Genomic DNA, 15,856 nt, shown 5'->3' with positions numbered 1-15,856 from the left:
TGGGATTATCTTACGGTCTTTGGAAGACTGCATACCTAATGTACAACCCAAATAAAACAACCATGAACACTCGTATTTTATACAATTTACAAGTTATAAGTACAAAAAATAACCTGTCTTTACTTTTTTAACAAAATACATTCAATGATTAGCTATAAGAATAGCCTAATTATGAATTTTTTATATTTTTGTGCAACCCGATAATTCTTATCGTATGGATAAACTACTCAAACGGTTTGAGGACAGGAAACCTGAAATTGTTTTCGAATGGAGTGACAGCGAATCAGACGCTGAAGGCTGGGTAGTGATCAATTCCCGCCGAAACGGAGCGGCAGGAGGGGGCACACGAATGCGCATAGGCTTGGACAGACGGGAAGTGGAATCCTTGGCCAAGACGATGGAGATAAAATTTACGGTGTCGGGCCCTCCCATCGGCGGTGCAAAATCTGGGATCAATTTCGATCCCGATGATCCACGGAAAGAAGAAGTCCTTAAAAGATGGTTTGAAGCCGTCCTGCCCCTCTTGAAGAATTATTATGGCACTGGAGGGGATCTGAACATAGAGGAAATACATGAAGTAATACCCATCACGGAGTCATACGGGCTCTGGCATCCACAAGAAGGCATCGTGAACGGCTATTTTCACGCCACGGAACCACAAAAAATCAGAAAGATCGGTCAATTGCGGCAAGGCGTATCCAAGGTACTCGAAGACCCTCACTATACTCCTGACGGCCCAAAAAAATACACGGTTTCGGATATGATCACGGGCTTTGGGGTGGCTGAAGCAGTAAAGCATTATTACACGCTTTGGGACGGTGTGCTCAAAGGCAAACGCGCCATCATCCAAGGCTGGGGAAATGTCGCCTCTTCGGCGGCCTGTTTCTTGGCAGTGGAAGGCGTCAAAATCGTAGGGATCATCGATCAGGTAGGGGGGGTGATAAATACAGACGGATTTGCCCTGGATGAAATACGAAAGCTTTTCTTGGACCGAAAAGGCAATAAGCTGGTTGCTGATGAATTAATTCCCTTTAAGGCCATGGATCAAATTGTCTGGGATCTGGAGCATGAGGTATTTATTCCTGCCGCTGCTTCCAGACTGGTCACACAGGCTCAGCTGGATCGCCTTGTTGCGGGAGGACTTGAAGTAATTTCATGCGGTGCCAATGTGCCATTTGCTGACAAGGAGATCTTTGTCGGCCCCATAGCACTTTCAGCTGACCAGAGGATCGGGCTAATTCCTGATTTCATCGCCAACTGCGGCATGGCACGGACTTTTGCCTACCTCATGGAAGATCATAGTGAAGTGACTGACCAAGCCATATTTGAAGATGTCAGCCAAACAATCTTCAAGGCAATGAAAAAAACCGCTGATGAGCACCCCGCAAAAACGGGAATTGCTGAAAAATCATTTGAAATAGCGTTGCGGCAACTGGTATAACCATGTAAAACTATTTATCAGGAATAAAGATTAATAAAAAATTAATTTATTCCGACCATATGAATTTATTTTGGTGGGTTTGGTTCAAATTCTGTAGTTTAGGGGTGCGTATTCCTTCAACTACTTTCATCCCTAGCGGAAAAAGAATCAAAACCTAAGACGAATTAATCTAATTCTATTTTAATGAAGAACATTATTATTGCTTTTGGGATTATTTGGGGGGCAATGTTTTATACAGGCTCAGCCAGTCTCATGGCTCAAACCAGTCATCAAGCTACAGAAGTATCGGCACATCAGGAGGGACACCAAGATCAGGATGATCATCAGTCCGACACAGGACAAGCAAACGCCCATGCAGAGGGAGATGCAGAACATGCACACGCACCTGTTTGGCTGGTAATTCCTTTTGTGGCACTACTGCTGATGATCGCTACAGGCCCGCTATTCTACGAGCATTTCTGGCATCACAATTATCCTAAAGTGGCCATTATCTTAGCCTCCCTGGTAGTGCTCTATTATATTTTTGCCATGCATAATACGCATGCTCCTGTACACGCACTAGCCGAATACCTGCAGTTCATCGCACTGCTTGCCTCCCTGTACATTGCATCTGGTGGGATTATGATTAGCATTGACAAAAAATCCACACCACTGGCCAATGTCACCCTATTGATCGTAGGATCGATCATCGCTAACTTTATCGGTACGACAGGTGCTTCTATGCTGCTCATCAGGCCATTTATTCGCCTAAACAAAAATAACATCCGCGCTTACCACATTATTTTCTTCATCTTTATGGTGAGTAATGTCGGAGGCTCCCTCACACCGATCGGTGATCCTCCATTGTTCCTGGGCTTCCTTAAAGGAGTGCCCTTCTTCTGGACATTGGAGCATAACTGGCCCGCCTGGGGGATCGCATTGATCATTCTCGCTCTCGCCTTCTTCTTCATCGATAAGAAGCTGGGCCGAGCCGCCAATGATGACGAAATCGAGGATACCGCCACATACTCAAATAAAATTTCCCTTATCGGATCTAAAAATTTCCTGTGGCTTTTGGTCGTGATCATATCAGTGTTCCTGGATCCTAACGTATTGGATTGGGTACCGGCGATCGTTTATGATGGTACCAAGTTCTCCTTTATACGAGAACTCATCATGTTTTCTGTCGCTTTCTTTTCTTATAAATTTGCAGATAAAAGAGCCATCCAAGGCAATGAATTTAACTTCGAGCCCATCCGGGAAGTGGCCTTTATATTTATCGGGATCTTTGGCACCATGATGCCTGCACTGGAGCTGGTAGGTAATTTTGCCAAGTCACCAGCAGGAGCCGAACTGATCACCCATAACAGCCTTTACTGGGGCACAGGCCTACTCTCTGGATTCCTGGATAATGCACCGACTTACCTTAACTTTTTGGCAGCAGCAATGGCCTCCAGAGGAGCTAGCATTGGTGATGTGGAAATGGTGAGGAAGTTTGCCATGGATGGATACCACGATTCGGCCTTCCAGCTGATGGCAATATCCATTGCATCCGTGTTCTTCGGTGCCATGACCTACATCGGAAATGGCCCCAACTTTATGGTAAAATCCATCGCGGAGCAATCAGGCATTAAAATGCCCTCCTTCTTTGGATACATCATTCGGTTTTCCATCCCAATCCTATTACCACTATTGATCATTACATGGCTTATTTTCTTTGCTTTTGTGTAAAAAAATAAACCACCATTAGATAAATCAAAAAAGCTTGGATCAGAATAATATCCAAGCTTTTTTTGGTTTAAAGAAACCGGATCAAGCAATATTTCTGGGAGATGAGAGATTTCTAGGTGGCTATGGTGAGCATATTTCTCTTTAATTTAACAATAGGAATGCGTGCTCCAGCATAAAAAAATCAGCGCAAATCTTATTAATCTGAGCCATCTGCGTGCTATCGGAATCAACCCTAATCCCCTCAACTCTTTCACTTGACCCAAGAAACCTTGACACATCATCGCTACTATAACGAAAAAAAAAGAAGCAAGCGGAAAAACTGGGGGCATGAATCCCTTTTCTTTAATATGATTTGTTTTTTTTGCCACTAAGACTCTAAGACCCAAAGCTATTTGTTTTCCATAAAATTTAGAATCCGCGTACAAAACACTTCGTGTCTTGGTGACTTCGTGGCGACATACCAAATGAATGGAAACCTTACCCCGCCCCCAGAAATATAGCTTGATCCGAAAAAACCTTCACCACTACCCCTCTGGGAAAATTACATTTTGCGCTCGCAACACCATGCTAACATTGGTTTTGTCATTCCGACGGAAGGAGGAATCTTTTACATTACGCCAATTTGCAAGGAGATCCCTACTACTGTCGGACGGCTAGCCAGTAATCATGCTGTATACAATATTATCTTTAACCCGAAATATGCATTAGCATATCTACGCCGCGGCGCACAAGTGTTGTGACCTGAAATTGCTTCAAAATCAGCCGCTACGCTTTAGTTTTCGGCTTTACCTTGCGGCCAGCGGTGCTACGCTCACTCCTCCAACCTAGCTGATTTTATTGCACATTCAGCTCTTCCCGATATCCACCAGCCTGTCCCGAAGGATTTCGGGAGGACAGGCTACAACGATTCCTAATGTATAATCCGGGTTAAAAAGTGATATTTCTGACTAAACCGCCTTTACCCGTCAGAAACTGCATCGAAATCACTACATTTGCTTTGGGTATTGACAAATAACTTTCTTTCAAAACCATAATGCAGTAATTTTGCGTTGTTTACCTAAAACCAACCATCCAGGTAATGCATAAACTTAAAAGATCTCTTGGGCTATTCCTGCCAATTCTTCTCCTTACCTTCAGCTGTTTGGATGATGCTTCCAATCAAACCCACGCATTGGTCAATGTCTACCTGATGGATGCTCCCGGAGATTGGGACCAAGTGTTTCTGGATATCGAGCGGGTAGAGGTATTCGTCGAAAGTGGAAACAGTGCAGGAACCAAAGAGTGGATTCCCTTGGATTACCTACCACTCAGCAATATCGTAAATGTGAGTGCGCTGGTAAATGACTCCAGGTTGATCTTGGGCAGGGGTGAATTGCCATTGGGAAAAATCAGTCAGGTCAAGCTGGTTTTTGGCGATGGGCAATACTTGGTGCAGGAAAATCAAGAGCTGGTGCTCCAATTTGCAGACCCTGAGGATGAAGCCTATGAGCATGAGGTAAACTATCCCCTAGAGGGTGGAATGTCCTATGATCTGATCATGGACATCGATCTGAGCCGTTCCATTCTGGCAAGTCCCAGTGAGGAAGGCAGCTTTCTTTTTGATCCCGTCGTACGTGTCTTTGAGAAAACAACCTCCACTGAAATACAAGGTAAAGTAACCCCCATAAATGCCAAACCATACGTATATGCCATTATCGGACAGGACACACTGGGCACCCTTACTGACAGCTTGGGCAATTTTACTTTTATCGGCTTGGAAGCAGCCGAGTATCAGGTTTATTTTGAGCCAAGGGCTCCCTACCTGGACAGCCTGACCACTGTGATTACCAAACTGGACTCCACTTCTAAAATGGAGCCCATCATCCTACAAGTACCTGAAAACCCTGAAGAATAATCCTGCCAAATGACCCTGACTGCAGACGAAAAATACATGCTGCGTGCACTGGAACTAGCTGAACTGGGCAGGGGAAATGTCAGCCCCAATCCCATGGTCGGCTGTGTTATCGTCCACAATGACGCTATCATTGGTGAAGGCTATCACATGAAATATGGCGGTCCTCATGCCGAGCCCAACGCAGTGAACAGCGTGAAAGAGCAAGCCCTGCTCAAAGAGTCGACCGTTTACGTTACACTGGAGCCTTGTGCGCATTTTGGCAAAACACCACCTTGTGCCAACCTGCTGGTCGAAAAACAAGTTGAAAAAGTGGTCATCGCAGTCGCGGACAGTAATCCGCTCGTAGGAGGAAAAGGCATAAAAATCCTCCAAGATGCCGGCATAGAAGTGGTCACGGGAGTGTTAGAAAGACATGCAAGACAGCTAAATAAACGCTTCTTTACCACCATAGAAAAAAAACGACCTTATGTCATCCTCAAATGGGCGCAGACCAAGGACGGGTTTATCGCCCGTGCCAACTATGACAGCAAATGGATTTCCAATAGCTACTGCAGGCAACTGGTACACAAATGGCGCGCTGAAGAAGACGCCATCATGGTAGGTACCAAAACCGCCCACTTCGATGACCCCAAGCTAAATGTCCGTGATTGGCATGGTGAAAATCCGCTAAGAATCGTTCTGGACAAGCAGCTCACACTGGACAAGAACCTACACTTATTTGACCATAGCATCCCTACACTTTGCTATAACCTCCTCAAAGACGAATCTGAAAAAAACCTCACGTACGTAAAACTAAAAGACCACTTTGACATCGAAGACATCCTGAACGATCTCCACCATCGTAAAGTGCAAAGCGTGATCATCGAAGGCGGGAGTTATTTGCTACAAAAGTTTATTCAAAGTGAACTTTGGGACGAAGCAAGGGTGTTTACTGGCAACGATACCTTTGAAAGCGGAATTGTGGCACCCAAGCTGAAACAACGTGCCTCTGAAACGCTTAATATCATGGGCGACTGCTTGGAAATCTTCGAGCAAAACAAACCGCACTCTTAAAATACGACAAATGGCTGAATCACTATTCCTTCCCCAAAACGCAACCAAAGCAGAAAAATATGAAGCCCTGCTTCCGCAAATAGAGGCCCTCACCGCAGGTGAAGTTGACCTCACCGCCAACCTTGCCAATATCAGTGCTGCTCTTAAAGAAGCTTTTGGCTTCTTCTGGGTGGGATTTTACTTGGTAAAAAACGACCAACTGGTTTTGGGGCCGTTTCAAGGGCCGGTCGCCTGTACCAGAATCCAGTTTGGAAAAGGCGTCTGTGGGGCAGCTTGGAAAGAAGGCAAAACCCAGCTTGTCCCGGACGTGGAAGCATTTCCAGGCCATATTGTCTGCAGCTCCGCCTCCAAGTCCGAAATCGTCCTTCCTGCCTTCAAAGACAACAACGTAGCCTTGGTACTCGACATTGACAGCGATCAGCTCAATGATTTTGACCAAAGCGATGCCGATTACCTGGAGAAGCTAATGCGGATAATAGAAAAATTTATCTAATAGCGTTTGGTCAATCATTAAGTAACCATATCAAGACAAAAGAGGACTAATTATATCCGAAATAAAGATTACTTCTCTTTTATCCCAGAGGGGCTATTCCTCACGACATAGCCCCTCTGAGGGTCTCCTTACCAGCTATTTCACAGCCATTTGCTTGACATCACCTTCTTGGTTGCCAGGGGCACCATCACTTAGGGCCTCTATAAATGCCACCAAGGCATTTTTCTCTGATGCTGTCAACTCCAGCTTATCCGTGGGCAAAGTTTGGTTTTCCAATGCAATACCAATGCCGGCACCTCCTCCGCGATCATAAAAGTCAATCACTTCCTCCAAGGTATTATAAACGCCATTGTGCATAAACGGAGCCGTGTGGGCAGCATTTCGGACAGTGGGTGTTTTGAAGAAATGTTTCCTTTCTTCGGTGTGATAAACCTCATACCTGCCCAAGTCATCATCTATGGTCGCATTGATGGTATCGTTGGCACCTGGTACGCCGATCAGCTCCATTTCAGATTCCTTAAAGGTAACGGGCACTGTGCCGTTAAATATCGGAGGAAAATGACAGGTGGCGCATTTGGCTTTGCCCATGAAGAGATTAAACCCTTCTCTTTCATCTGCGGTAAGCGTTTCTTCGAGCCCATTCATATTTCGATCAAACTTGGAATAAAACGGGACCAAGCTTCTGATATAGCTGGCAATGGCATTCCGAATATCCCCTTCCAACACCTCCTCGCTTTCATAAAGTGCTCGAAAGGCCTTGGCATAGGAAGGGTTATTGGCTGCAATAGTTTGGAGATGATCCAGGTCGGTATGGAATTCATTTTCATTGGTGGTCACGTCCACGATCTGCCCTTCCAGACTGCCAGACCTATTGTCATAGAAAAATCCCTTTTGTAGTGCGGCATATACTAGGGTCGGGCTGTTTCGGGGATTTCCCATAGCCGTCTTTCGTCCATCGGTAAACTGCTTCTCCGGAAGGTGGCAAGTGGCACAGCTCATATCCCCATGAAGGGAAAATGCCTTTTCGTTAAATAACCGCTTGCCCAAGGCCACTTTCTCTTCATCCAAATCCTCAAAGCTCTCGGATGAAAAATAGCTGATATTGAACGTCTGGTCCGAAAACAATGAAGTCGCATCATTTCGGATGGCCTCTTCAAAAGGAAAAGTCACTCCCCAATCTGCCACGACCTCATTCCAAATACCGAGCATGGGTTGGGTATGCTCCTTGATAAAGCCATAACGGTCAAACGTGCCAAAATCGCCTTCAAGCGCATGGATACTTTTTTCCAGCTCCTGAAAGGCTTTTTCATAAACGGCCTCATTCTGAAATTGGTCTTTAAACAGGACCAAAGTCTCTTGTAGCCCGGCATACACATAACGCGCCTCTGTCAGTGAATTTTCCAATACCGGCGAGTCGAAGCCCGTAATTCCCGTCAGGGCTACCCGTACAAAACCATCTCGCACCATCCACAGGACATGATAGGGCTGCACAAAGTCAAAAGAAGTGTTTCTATGTAACAGTTTAAGCCTTCCAGCGGTCAGTTGTGCTGTTTTTCCTATGGATTTCCAATCAGGGTCTTCCACAAAAATGGTCTCCTCCAACACCTGAAAGCCCTTTGGAGATTTTATTTTGATATCTGTAAAATCCTCCTCTTCGATCTTGGAAATATTGGGCTGGTTCAGAAATTTATAGTTTTCCGAATCCATAAAGGCCAAGATGGGCTCAGCCATCTTAAAATGTTTCCGGGACTGCAAAAAATAGCTTTCCACTTTACGTTGGCTCCTCTCTCCAGTAATACTGTCCAAATACAAATACGATTTTCTTAAATGACCATAGTACTGCTCTGCCAGTTGATCGATCGGTGAAGAATCATTTTTGGATTCAGCTTGCTTCTTGCAAGAAAAAAAACAGGGTGATAAAAGCAAAAGGCCTATGAAAACATAAGCCTTTTGGGATAATATGTTACGCATACTGTTAGCGGTTTAGACCTTTCAAAACGAAAAGCATACTTCCTTCATTTGAATCAGTGTTGGCATTGGCATTGGGATCGGTAAATGCTTCGTCTTCCCAGCCGTGATTTTGGGTAATCATCAGGAAGGTCTCATCTACGCCCAGGATGTCAGATACATCGATCATCCCGGTGATTTCCCAAATGTCCTCATCCGTACCATAGTTTTGCGCAGCAGCTGCTTCTTGGTCACACTCCAAGACAGTTTTCAGATCACCGGAATTGATGTCATACTGGTACAACTGCGCAAAGTGCATCTTGTCGGACTGGTCAAAATACCCGTTTGGATCCTCTTGGATATACACATAGTTTTCGGTCACCAGAATATTGTCAGGGCTATGGAATGCCTTGGCTTTTCCATCGGGTTTGTCACCATCCAGTACACAGGAAATGGTCGCCTTGGTAGGGTCTTCACTGTCCAACACCAATTTATACACACGTCCGTAAAAAGTACCTTTGTTCAGCAACGCATCGTTTTTTCTGCCGGTCACTGCAAAGTAAATTTCACGGTTATTCTCTGCGGAACCTCTTCTCCAGTCGATATCCTCCACTCTGGAAAAACCCATAAAGCCTTTTTCTCTGGATTCCTGCTCCAGTTCATCATAGGTACGCTCTTGGTATTCGCTGAATTCCACCTCGTACTCTTCTCCTTCTTCCATGTCCATTTCATACGTGATACCAGGGCTGGTCACTTTCATACCATAAAGTTTGCCATTGGATAAGTCTCCTTGGTCCCCTACATACATGGCCACTTGGCCAGAAGGGGTTTCATTATCACTGGTATCATCACCGACGAAAACCACCGTTTTGCCAGGGTAGGCTTCTTTCCCGATAGCCACGGCATTTTCTACTGACCATTGCCCTAATGCCGGCAGCATGGTGGCCGTTTGGGCATCAGCAGGATCTTTGCTGGGATCCGTCATAAAAACCCCCTTGGAGTTTCCTCCCCATTCCCCACCTGAAAGGTATAACGGCCCAAAACCGTGCTCCTCCAACGTGATCAAGGACCCCGAACATTGGGCCGTGGCGGCTGTGGCTTCAGCATTTAGGATATACTCTCCGCCCACAGGCTTAAATGTTTCGTCAAAGGCAATCCGGGCTACAGAATAATCCGCCTCGATATTATTTAGCAAGGTAAATGTGCCATCATCATTTTTCATTAATCCTGCACCATCCGCCATACTGCCATAAACAAAGGCTGGTGTATTTTCCAATTGATCTTCGGAGGTCAATAAATTATAGATCTCGACGTCCTCAAAGCCTGATTTTAATTTTAAAAATACAGGAGTCTTAGAGTGGTTTGTAAGTTCCACCTCTGCACTCGGGGGCACAGGAGTATCCCCTTCCTTATCATCATTACAACCAGCCAAAAATAAGGCGCTGGCAATGGCCTGAATGGTCAATAATTTTTTCATAATTGGTCTCTTTAAAGTTGTTTGTGTTTCCACAAATTTACACGGAGCACCAATCAATCTGATTAAGCGAATGTTTCGTTTTATTTATGATTATATACCGCTGAAAAATTATAAAAAACAATAATTTAATCTAAAATTAACCAGCCAAAACCCATAAACTGCCTGCAATGGGATCAAGCGGAAAAGTTGGGGGATTAGGGTTGGTTTCGATAGCACGCAGATGATGCAGATTAATAAGATTTACGCTGATTTTTTATAATAAACGCGATTTAAAATACCGTCCTTGCGAATGCAGAGCAACGGAGTGAAGCAATCTCGTTTTCTTAATACGGGATTGCCACGTTCCCGATAGGTCGGGACAGGCTATACTTCCTCGCTATGACGGATTTATACTGATTTTATAATCTACACATTCCTATTGCTAAATTAAAGAGAAATATGCTTACCAAAACCACCTGGAAATCTCTCATCTTCCAGAAATATTGCCTGGTCCTCAAAATGTGCTAAAAAGGAGACAAACGAAAAAGTTGAGGGCATGAATCCCTTTATTTTAATAGGATTTCTTTTTTGTTTTTTTGCCACAAAGATTCCAAGACCCAAAGCTGTTTGTTTTCCATGAAATTTGGAATCCGCCTACAACTACAAAACACTTCGTGTCTTGGCGGCTTCGTGGCGACATACCAAATGAATATAAATCTTCTCCCACCCCCAGAAATATTGCTTGATCCCTGCAATGCCGGTTCAACGAATAAGAAGAACACAGCGAATCATATAGCGCAGCTCCAGCCTTAAAAGTATAAACGTCCGGATAGAAATATCCATACCCACAAACACTGTAAAAACAGCATCTTACACGCTTCAGTAATTAGACCAAATCAAGCACCGGGAAGGGCAATTCCTTTGACTTTCCGGTAAAGTGAAAGCGCATACTTATCTGTCATTCCGGCAATAAAATCCACCAAATTTCGGAGCAATAAGTAGGGCATCTGAAGTTCATTATCAGGCTTAAACACTTCAGGCAAAAGCCTCAATATGCTCTTGTCCTTACCGGAAAATCTCTCCGTATCGAAATATTGGTTATAGAGAGCACTGGAGAAAACTTCCAGCAGCCCCTCCAACACTTGGAACCCTGCCGCCTCTTTTTCCAGTACAGGCTGCGAGCGATATATCTTCTTTACGGACAATTTGGTGATTTTGTCCAAAGCCTTTGAAGAAGGAATGCAATCGGTCAGGGCTTGATCAAATTCTCCGGAAAGCATGGCTTCTTCATGGGTTCTAAAAGCTGCAACCGTCTCCTCTACCAATCTACTGATGGCCATGGCCCTCAAAATAGCCAATTTTTGTGCAGAAGTTTTGATAGAATGGAGCTTTTCTTCCTGAAATTTCTCCCCGATGATCTCTGCCAAAAGTGGAATTGCCTCCTCCAACTGTACCAGCCCAAGCGTACAACCATCCTCCAAGTCAATAATGCTATAACAAATATCATCTGCCGCCTCTACCAAAAATGCCAATGGATGCCTGAACCAGGTATTTTTACCAGATGAAGGAATCCCCAGCGTATCTGCCAATTGCTTAAAAAGCGATAACTGGTCAGCGAAAAATCCGAACTTCTTTTGGCTTCGTCTTCTGGGATCTATCTTCTCCACAGCAGCAGGCCTGGGGTATTTGGTGAATGCTGCCAATGTAGCGTAGCAAACCTGAAGGCCATTGTTTTTGTCAAGAAGCATCCTGAATCCTTGGGCATTGCCTTCAAAATGAGTCATGTCTGCCCATTCTTCATCCCGCAAATGGTCTCTCCAACACTGCCCGGAAGGGTGAAACCTAAAAAAGTCAGAAATGGCGTCTTCTCCGGCATGGCCAAAAGGAGGGTTGCCGAGATCATGGGTAAGTGCCGCCGCCGCCACAATCGCACCAATATCACTGGACCCAATACACATCTCAGAAAGAGAAGGGTATTTTTTGAGCAAATACTCTCCTGCCGATTTACCCAGCGATCTGCCCACGCTGGACACTTCTAAACTGTGGGTAAGCCTGGTGTGCACAAAATCCAACTCAGGTAATGGAAATACCTGTGTCTTATCCTGTAAATTCCGGAACGGTGCCGAAAAGATAATCCGGTCATAGTCCCTTTCAAACTCACTTCGGTATTGCTCTTGGCTTTGATTGGCCTTGTTTTTAAAATCTGCGCGACCTGCACTTAGCAGCTTTTCCCATTTCATCATGCCCAAAAATAAGCATCCCTCCTAAATTAATGGATAAATCCACCTACAAAATCTAATTTTTACGGTGATTCGACATCTTTCTCCATTGCGATAGCTGAACCACTGGTGGAAGATTCCGGTAAAATATCACTTCCCATCACGGTAGCCCCTACATATTTAAATATCTTTGTAAAGATATTATTATTACTAAAATTATTTGACAATGGTTATTCCTAGATTGCTACTCCTCTTGCTGATGTTTCCCTTTTTGCTTTCTGGGCAGCAATTGAAAGACAGGAGACATTATGTCGCCTACCAAGCCACCGCTCCCCTAAAAATGGACGGAAGAATGGAGGAGAAGGATTGGCAAAACGCAGCATGGTCCGATTTATTTGTGGATATCGAGGGAGAAGTCAAGCCTACACCACTTTTCGACACCAAGCTAAAGATGCTTTGGGATGAGGAAAACCTCTACATCGCGGTATGGATGGAAGAGCCGGACTTATGGGCCACCTACACTGAAAGGGAATCCGTGATATTTCACCAAAATGACATTGAAGTGTTTATCGATCCCGATGGTGATACCCATAATTACTATGAGCTGGAGATCAATGCACTTGGCACCGAGTGGGACCTGCTTATGACCAAGCCTTACCGTAATGGCGGCGCTCCCATTAACGGCTGGAATATAAATGGATTCCAAAAAGGCCTTTCCCTCCAAGGCACTGTTAATGATCCCACTGACAAGGACAGCGCCTGGACCGTAGAAATGGCCATTCCCTGGAAAGCACTTTCCCAAAAGGGACCTGCCTATTCCCCACCAGCCGATGGCCAGCAGTGGCGGATCAATTTTTCCAGGGTACAGTGGCAGCTGGACACCAAGGACGGGCAATACATCAAAAAAACCAATCCTGAAACGGGCAAACACTATCCCGAATACAACTGGGTGTGGTCTCCCCAAGGGCATATTAACATGCACATTCCTGAAAACTGGGGCTACGTCCAATTTGCGGCCAGACCAGCAGGTACAGAAAAAGTCCCTTTCCAGCTCGCAAAAGATGAAGCCGTCAAGGATGCACTACGCTCGCTTTATCATAAACAGCACCGCTATTTCAAAAACCATGGAACGTTTGCCACCCAGCTTTCCCAATTGCCAGATGCTGGTGACTTCAAGAAATTCCATCCTCAATTCGAGGTGAGTGCCACACGCTTTAAGCTTTCAGCATCTTCCCTCAACAGTGATCAAACTTGGTTTATAACCGAAGACAGCAAAATATGGCGAGAGTGATAAAGGTAAGCTAATGTCGACTTAATAGTGGTAAATGGGCCACTTTCCCACAGATAAACTCATTTTCCATTATTTTTATGTATCCATCGATGGATAATATTTCCATCGGCCGCACACTAGTTTGGTGCTTTCCTTGGGTAACTATTGGCAAAACGCTAAATTGTCCAGGTAAAAGATTTTCTATAAGTGATAACCACAGATAGTTTTTAGATGGCCAATTTCCTAATCAACCAAAGTGAAAAAATTCGATGCCCATGGTGCCTCGGGTTTGAAGATTATATCAAATACCATGATGAAGAGTGGGGCGTACCCGTGTATAGTGACCGGGTCCATTTTGAGTTTTTGGTATTGGAAAGTGCCCAGGCCGGACTGAGCTGGGCCACCATTCTAAAGAAACGCGAAGGCTATCGAAAGGCTTTTGCAGACTTCGACTATAAGAAGGTGGCGGATTATCCAGACAGCATGGTAGAAGAGCTGCTCCTGGATGCTGGCATCATCCGCAACAGGCTGAAAATCGCTGCTGCCATCAATAATGCCAAACGCTTTATGGAAGTACAAGCGGAAGTGGGCAGTTTTACGAGTTATATCTGGGATTTTGTAAACGGCAAGCCCATAGATGGCCAGTTAAAAAACATGACGGATGCCAAGGCCACCACTCCAGAATCCGACAAACTTGCCAAAGACCTCAAAAAGCGAGGATTTAAATTTCTTGGCAGCACCACGATCTATGCCCACATGCAGGCCACCGGACTCGTCAATGACCATCTGATGCAGTGCTTTCGCCACCAGGAGGTGAAGCGTATGATAAGGTAAGGGTGGGGTAAAATGGAGTACGAGGTACAAAGTCCCAAGAGAAAAGACTCGAGAAATGGAAAGTGGTACCGAGGACTACGCCCCGGTACAGCTTAGCATCATAATCAAATAGGCCAAAGTATAAGAAAATATCGAGAGGTTGCCTTATACGAAATTCATTGAATTGGTAATGACGTTGACGTATGAGCAGCCTCCTTGTCTTGACCGATAATCACCGGAGATTTAAAAGCTTTTCTCCCCTTCTTTAGGATCTTCGCCGTATTGATTGGCTCCGTGCTCACCTTCTGTAACCAAAAGTACTAGTAGCCATATCCCACCAATCATCGGAATCAAGCCAACCAAGTACATCCATCCGCTTTTACCAATATCATGGAGCCTGCGCACAGCTACGGCCAGAGAAGGAATGATAATGGCCAAAGTATAGGCACCAAATAATAAGATATAAGGGAGCTCACTTGAGAGCACCATTGAAAGCATAACAGCCACTATGCTCAAAACGATTAATACTAATAAATTAAATAGCGCAAACATCCAGTATTCTTTTCGTCGTGCACGCCCGTTAAAATCAGCGTATTGGCTAAGTACTTTTTTGTAGTATTCCATGATCTATTTTTTAGTTGGTAAAAGATTCAATCTAACAAGGCTATTTCCTCAGTTGGGTTTAGTGCGTTTTCGTAGTTGCTTTCATTGGCCAATATCTGTTCCAGCTGACTGTAATCTTTGATAAGCCTGGCCACCAACACTCCGCATACGATAATGATTCCGGAGGAAACCATGTCCATGATTGTCATTTCCAGTAGTTCGTCAATCGTTTCGGCATTGGCATAAATTCTCCAGGATATTCTATCGATAAATCCACCCAAAATCCAGACTACCCACCAACTGATCACTAAACCATCCTGATGCTGGGAATCAAAAGCCACCTTCTTCCTTCTCAAATAAGACTCGGTCTCGTCAAACAGCTCCTTCATGATTCGATAAGGCCTGTAGAGGTTTATGAAAGGAACAAACCAAGCGCCTACAGCCCATCCTTCTGAAAAGTCCAGCCGGTTTGGCATCAACGTATGCAAGTTAAAGTAGGCCCTGCGAAACCAATTAAGAAAAACGATGGCGGATACGATGTAGGTCGCGATGATCAAAATCGCTATCACCTGCTCTCTTAAGTCATTTACTTCGGCCTCTTGATCAGTGATGCCCATTTCCTCCGCACGAATCAGGAGGTCATACTGCATATAGCCTGAAATAATACTGACAGCATGAAGGGCCATTACCAAATAGACAAACAGCTGAGCCAATTTGGCCCTTTTTTGATTAGGTCGTATTTCCAAATGAGCAGTAGTTACGTTAAACAACCCCAAAAATTTTTAATGCTCCCCTTCTATCCACCAAAAAATCAATCCTATAAAAAGAGTTTGATTGCACACACCAAAAATAAATGGGTAAACAAAAATACAAATAATTATGTCAAATGTACCCTTTCTGTAAATGTAATGTGGTTTTTAGTAGAATTACCATAATCGATTTTCCTTATCCAACAAT

12 protein-coding genes are annotated in these 15,856 nt (G+C 44.5%); 7 read left to right on the top strand and 5 right to left on the bottom strand.

Annotation, left to right across the window (positions count from 1 at the left end; all coding sequences use genetic code 11):
• The first annotated feature begins 214 nt into the window (after positions 1 to 214).
• The 5 genes from FKX85_RS06290 (at position 215) to FKX85_RS06270 (ending at position 6,591) form a co-directional block, all read left to right on the top strand.
• Positions 215 to 1,441 (top strand): Glu/Leu/Phe/Val dehydrogenase dimerization domain-containing protein, encoded by a 1,227-nt coding sequence (locus FKX85_RS06290; RefSeq protein ID WP_141613918.1) that lies wholly within the window; start codon positions 215 to 217, stop codon positions 1,439 to 1,441.
• A 183-nt stretch (positions 1,442 to 1,624) separates the two neighbouring features.
• The gene (locus tag FKX85_RS06285) at positions 1,625 to 3,151 is read left to right on the top strand and encodes a sodium:proton antiporter (RefSeq protein ID WP_141613917.1); all 1,527 of its coding nucleotides are present in this window, start codon (positions 1,625 to 1,627) and stop codon (positions 3,149 to 3,151) included.
• A gap of 1,078 nt (positions 3,152 to 4,229) precedes the next feature.
• Positions 4,230 to 5,045 carry a DUF4382 domain-containing protein gene (locus tag FKX85_RS06280; protein WP_141613916.1) on the top strand — a complete coding sequence of 272 codons (816 nt, stop codon included), beginning with the start codon at positions 4,230 to 4,232 and terminating at the stop codon, positions 5,043 to 5,045.
• Positions 5,046 to 5,054: 9 nt separating this feature from the next.
• On the top strand, positions 5,055 to 6,098 hold the full coding sequence (ribD, locus tag FKX85_RS06275; protein WP_141613915.1) for a bifunctional diaminohydroxyphosphoribosylaminopyrimidine deaminase/5-amino-6-(5-phosphoribosylamino)uracil reductase RibD: 1,044 nt from the start codon (positions 5,055 to 5,057) through the stop codon (positions 6,096 to 6,098).
• A 10-nt stretch (positions 6,099 to 6,108) separates the two neighbouring features.
• A complete protein-coding gene (locus FKX85_RS06270; protein ID WP_141613914.1) occupies positions 6,109 to 6,591 on the top strand; it encodes a GAF domain-containing protein in 483 nt (160 codons plus the stop codon).
• Positions 6,592 to 6,726: 135 nt separating this feature from the next.
• On the opposite strand, the gene FKX85_RS06265 is transcribed toward FKX85_RS06270, so the two are convergent.
• The 3 genes from FKX85_RS06265 to FKX85_RS06255 all read right to left on the bottom strand — a co-directional run bounded on the left by FKX85_RS06265 (position 6,727) and on the right by FKX85_RS06255 (position 12,237).
• Positions 6,727 to 8,562, bottom strand: a complete 1,836-nt coding sequence (locus FKX85_RS06265; RefSeq protein ID WP_141613913.1) for a cytochrome-c peroxidase — start codon at positions 8,560 to 8,562, stop codon at positions 6,727 to 6,729.
• Between the two features lie 4 nt (positions 8,563 to 8,566).
• Positions 8,567 to 10,015, bottom strand: coding sequence for a PhoX family protein (locus FKX85_RS06260; RefSeq protein ID WP_141613912.1), 1,449 nt, complete (start codon positions 10,013 to 10,015; stop codon positions 8,567 to 8,569).
• An 875-nt stretch (positions 10,016 to 10,890) separates the two neighbouring features.
• Complete coding sequence (locus FKX85_RS06255) at positions 10,891 to 12,237, bottom strand: deoxyguanosinetriphosphate triphosphohydrolase (RefSeq protein ID WP_394344999.1); 1,347 nt, start codon at positions 12,235 to 12,237, stop codon at positions 10,891 to 10,893.
• Positions 12,238 to 12,439: 202 nt separating this feature from the next.
• On the opposite strand from FKX85_RS06255, the gene FKX85_RS06250 reads away from it, so the two are divergent.
• A complete protein-coding gene (locus FKX85_RS06250) occupies positions 12,440 to 13,504 on the top strand; it encodes a carbohydrate-binding family 9-like protein (protein WP_141613911.1) in 1,065 nt (354 codons plus the stop codon).
• 210 nt (positions 13,505 to 13,714) lie between these two features.
• A complete protein-coding gene (locus tag FKX85_RS06245; protein WP_141613910.1) occupies positions 13,715 to 14,317 on the top strand; it encodes a DNA-3-methyladenine glycosylase I in 603 nt (200 codons plus the stop codon).
• A gap of 222 nt (positions 14,318 to 14,539) precedes the next feature.
• Here the strand turns inward: FKX85_RS06245 and FKX85_RS06240 are convergent, their stop codons facing one another.
• Positions 14,540 to 14,920 carry a DUF805 domain-containing protein gene (locus FKX85_RS06240; RefSeq protein WP_141613909.1) on the bottom strand — a complete coding sequence of 127 codons (381 nt, stop codon included), beginning with the start codon at positions 14,918 to 14,920 and terminating at the stop codon, positions 14,540 to 14,542.
• A gap of 26 nt (positions 14,921 to 14,946) precedes the next feature.
• Complete coding sequence (locus FKX85_RS06235; protein ID WP_141613908.1) at positions 14,947 to 15,612, bottom strand: DUF4328 domain-containing protein; 666 nt, start codon at positions 15,610 to 15,612, stop codon at positions 14,947 to 14,949.
• Between the last annotated feature and the right edge of the window lie 244 nt (positions 15,613 to 15,856).

It is taken from the genome of Echinicola soli, assembly GCF_006575665.1.
Taxonomy (GTDB): domain Bacteria; phylum Bacteroidota; class Bacteroidia; order Cytophagales; family Cyclobacteriaceae; genus Echinicola; species Echinicola soli.
This window is presented reverse-complemented; position numbering and strand designations above follow the sequence as displayed.

Coding starts and splice junctions, on each gene's coding strand:
- FKX85_RS06290 (WP_141613918.1), top strand. CDS start 215: ATGGATAAACTACTCAAACGGTTTGAGGACAGGAAACCTGAAATTGTT.
- FKX85_RS06285 (WP_141613917.1), top strand. CDS start 1,625: ATGAAGAACATTATTATTGCTTTTGGGATTATTTGGGGGGCAATGTTT.
- FKX85_RS06280 (WP_141613916.1), top strand. CDS start 4,230: ATGCATAAACTTAAAAGATCTCTTGGGCTATTCCTGCCAATTCTTCTC.
- ribD (WP_141613915.1), top strand. CDS start 5,055: ATGACCCTGACTGCAGACGAAAAATACATGCTGCGTGCACTGGAACTA.
- FKX85_RS06270 (WP_141613914.1), top strand. CDS start 6,109: ATGGCTGAATCACTATTCCTTCCCCAAAACGCAACCAAAGCAGAAAAA.
- FKX85_RS06265 (WP_141613913.1), bottom strand. CDS start 8,562: ATGCGTAACATATTATCCCAAAAGGCTTATGTTTTCATAGGCCTTTTG.
- FKX85_RS06260 (WP_141613912.1), bottom strand. CDS start 10,015: ATGAAAAAATTATTGACCATTCAGGCCATTGCCAGCGCCTTATTTTTG.
- FKX85_RS06255 (WP_394344999.1), bottom strand. CDS start 12,237: ATGATGAAATGGGAAAAGCTGCTAAGTGCAGGTCGCGCAGATTTTAAA.
- FKX85_RS06250 (WP_141613911.1), top strand. CDS start 12,440: ATGGTTATTCCTAGATTGCTACTCCTCTTGCTGATGTTTCCCTTTTTG.
- FKX85_RS06245 (WP_141613910.1), top strand. CDS start 13,715: ATGGCCAATTTCCTAATCAACCAAAGTGAAAAAATTCGATGCCCATGG.
- FKX85_RS06240 (WP_141613909.1), bottom strand. CDS start 14,920: ATGGAATACTACAAAAAAGTACTTAGCCAATACGCTGATTTTAACGGG.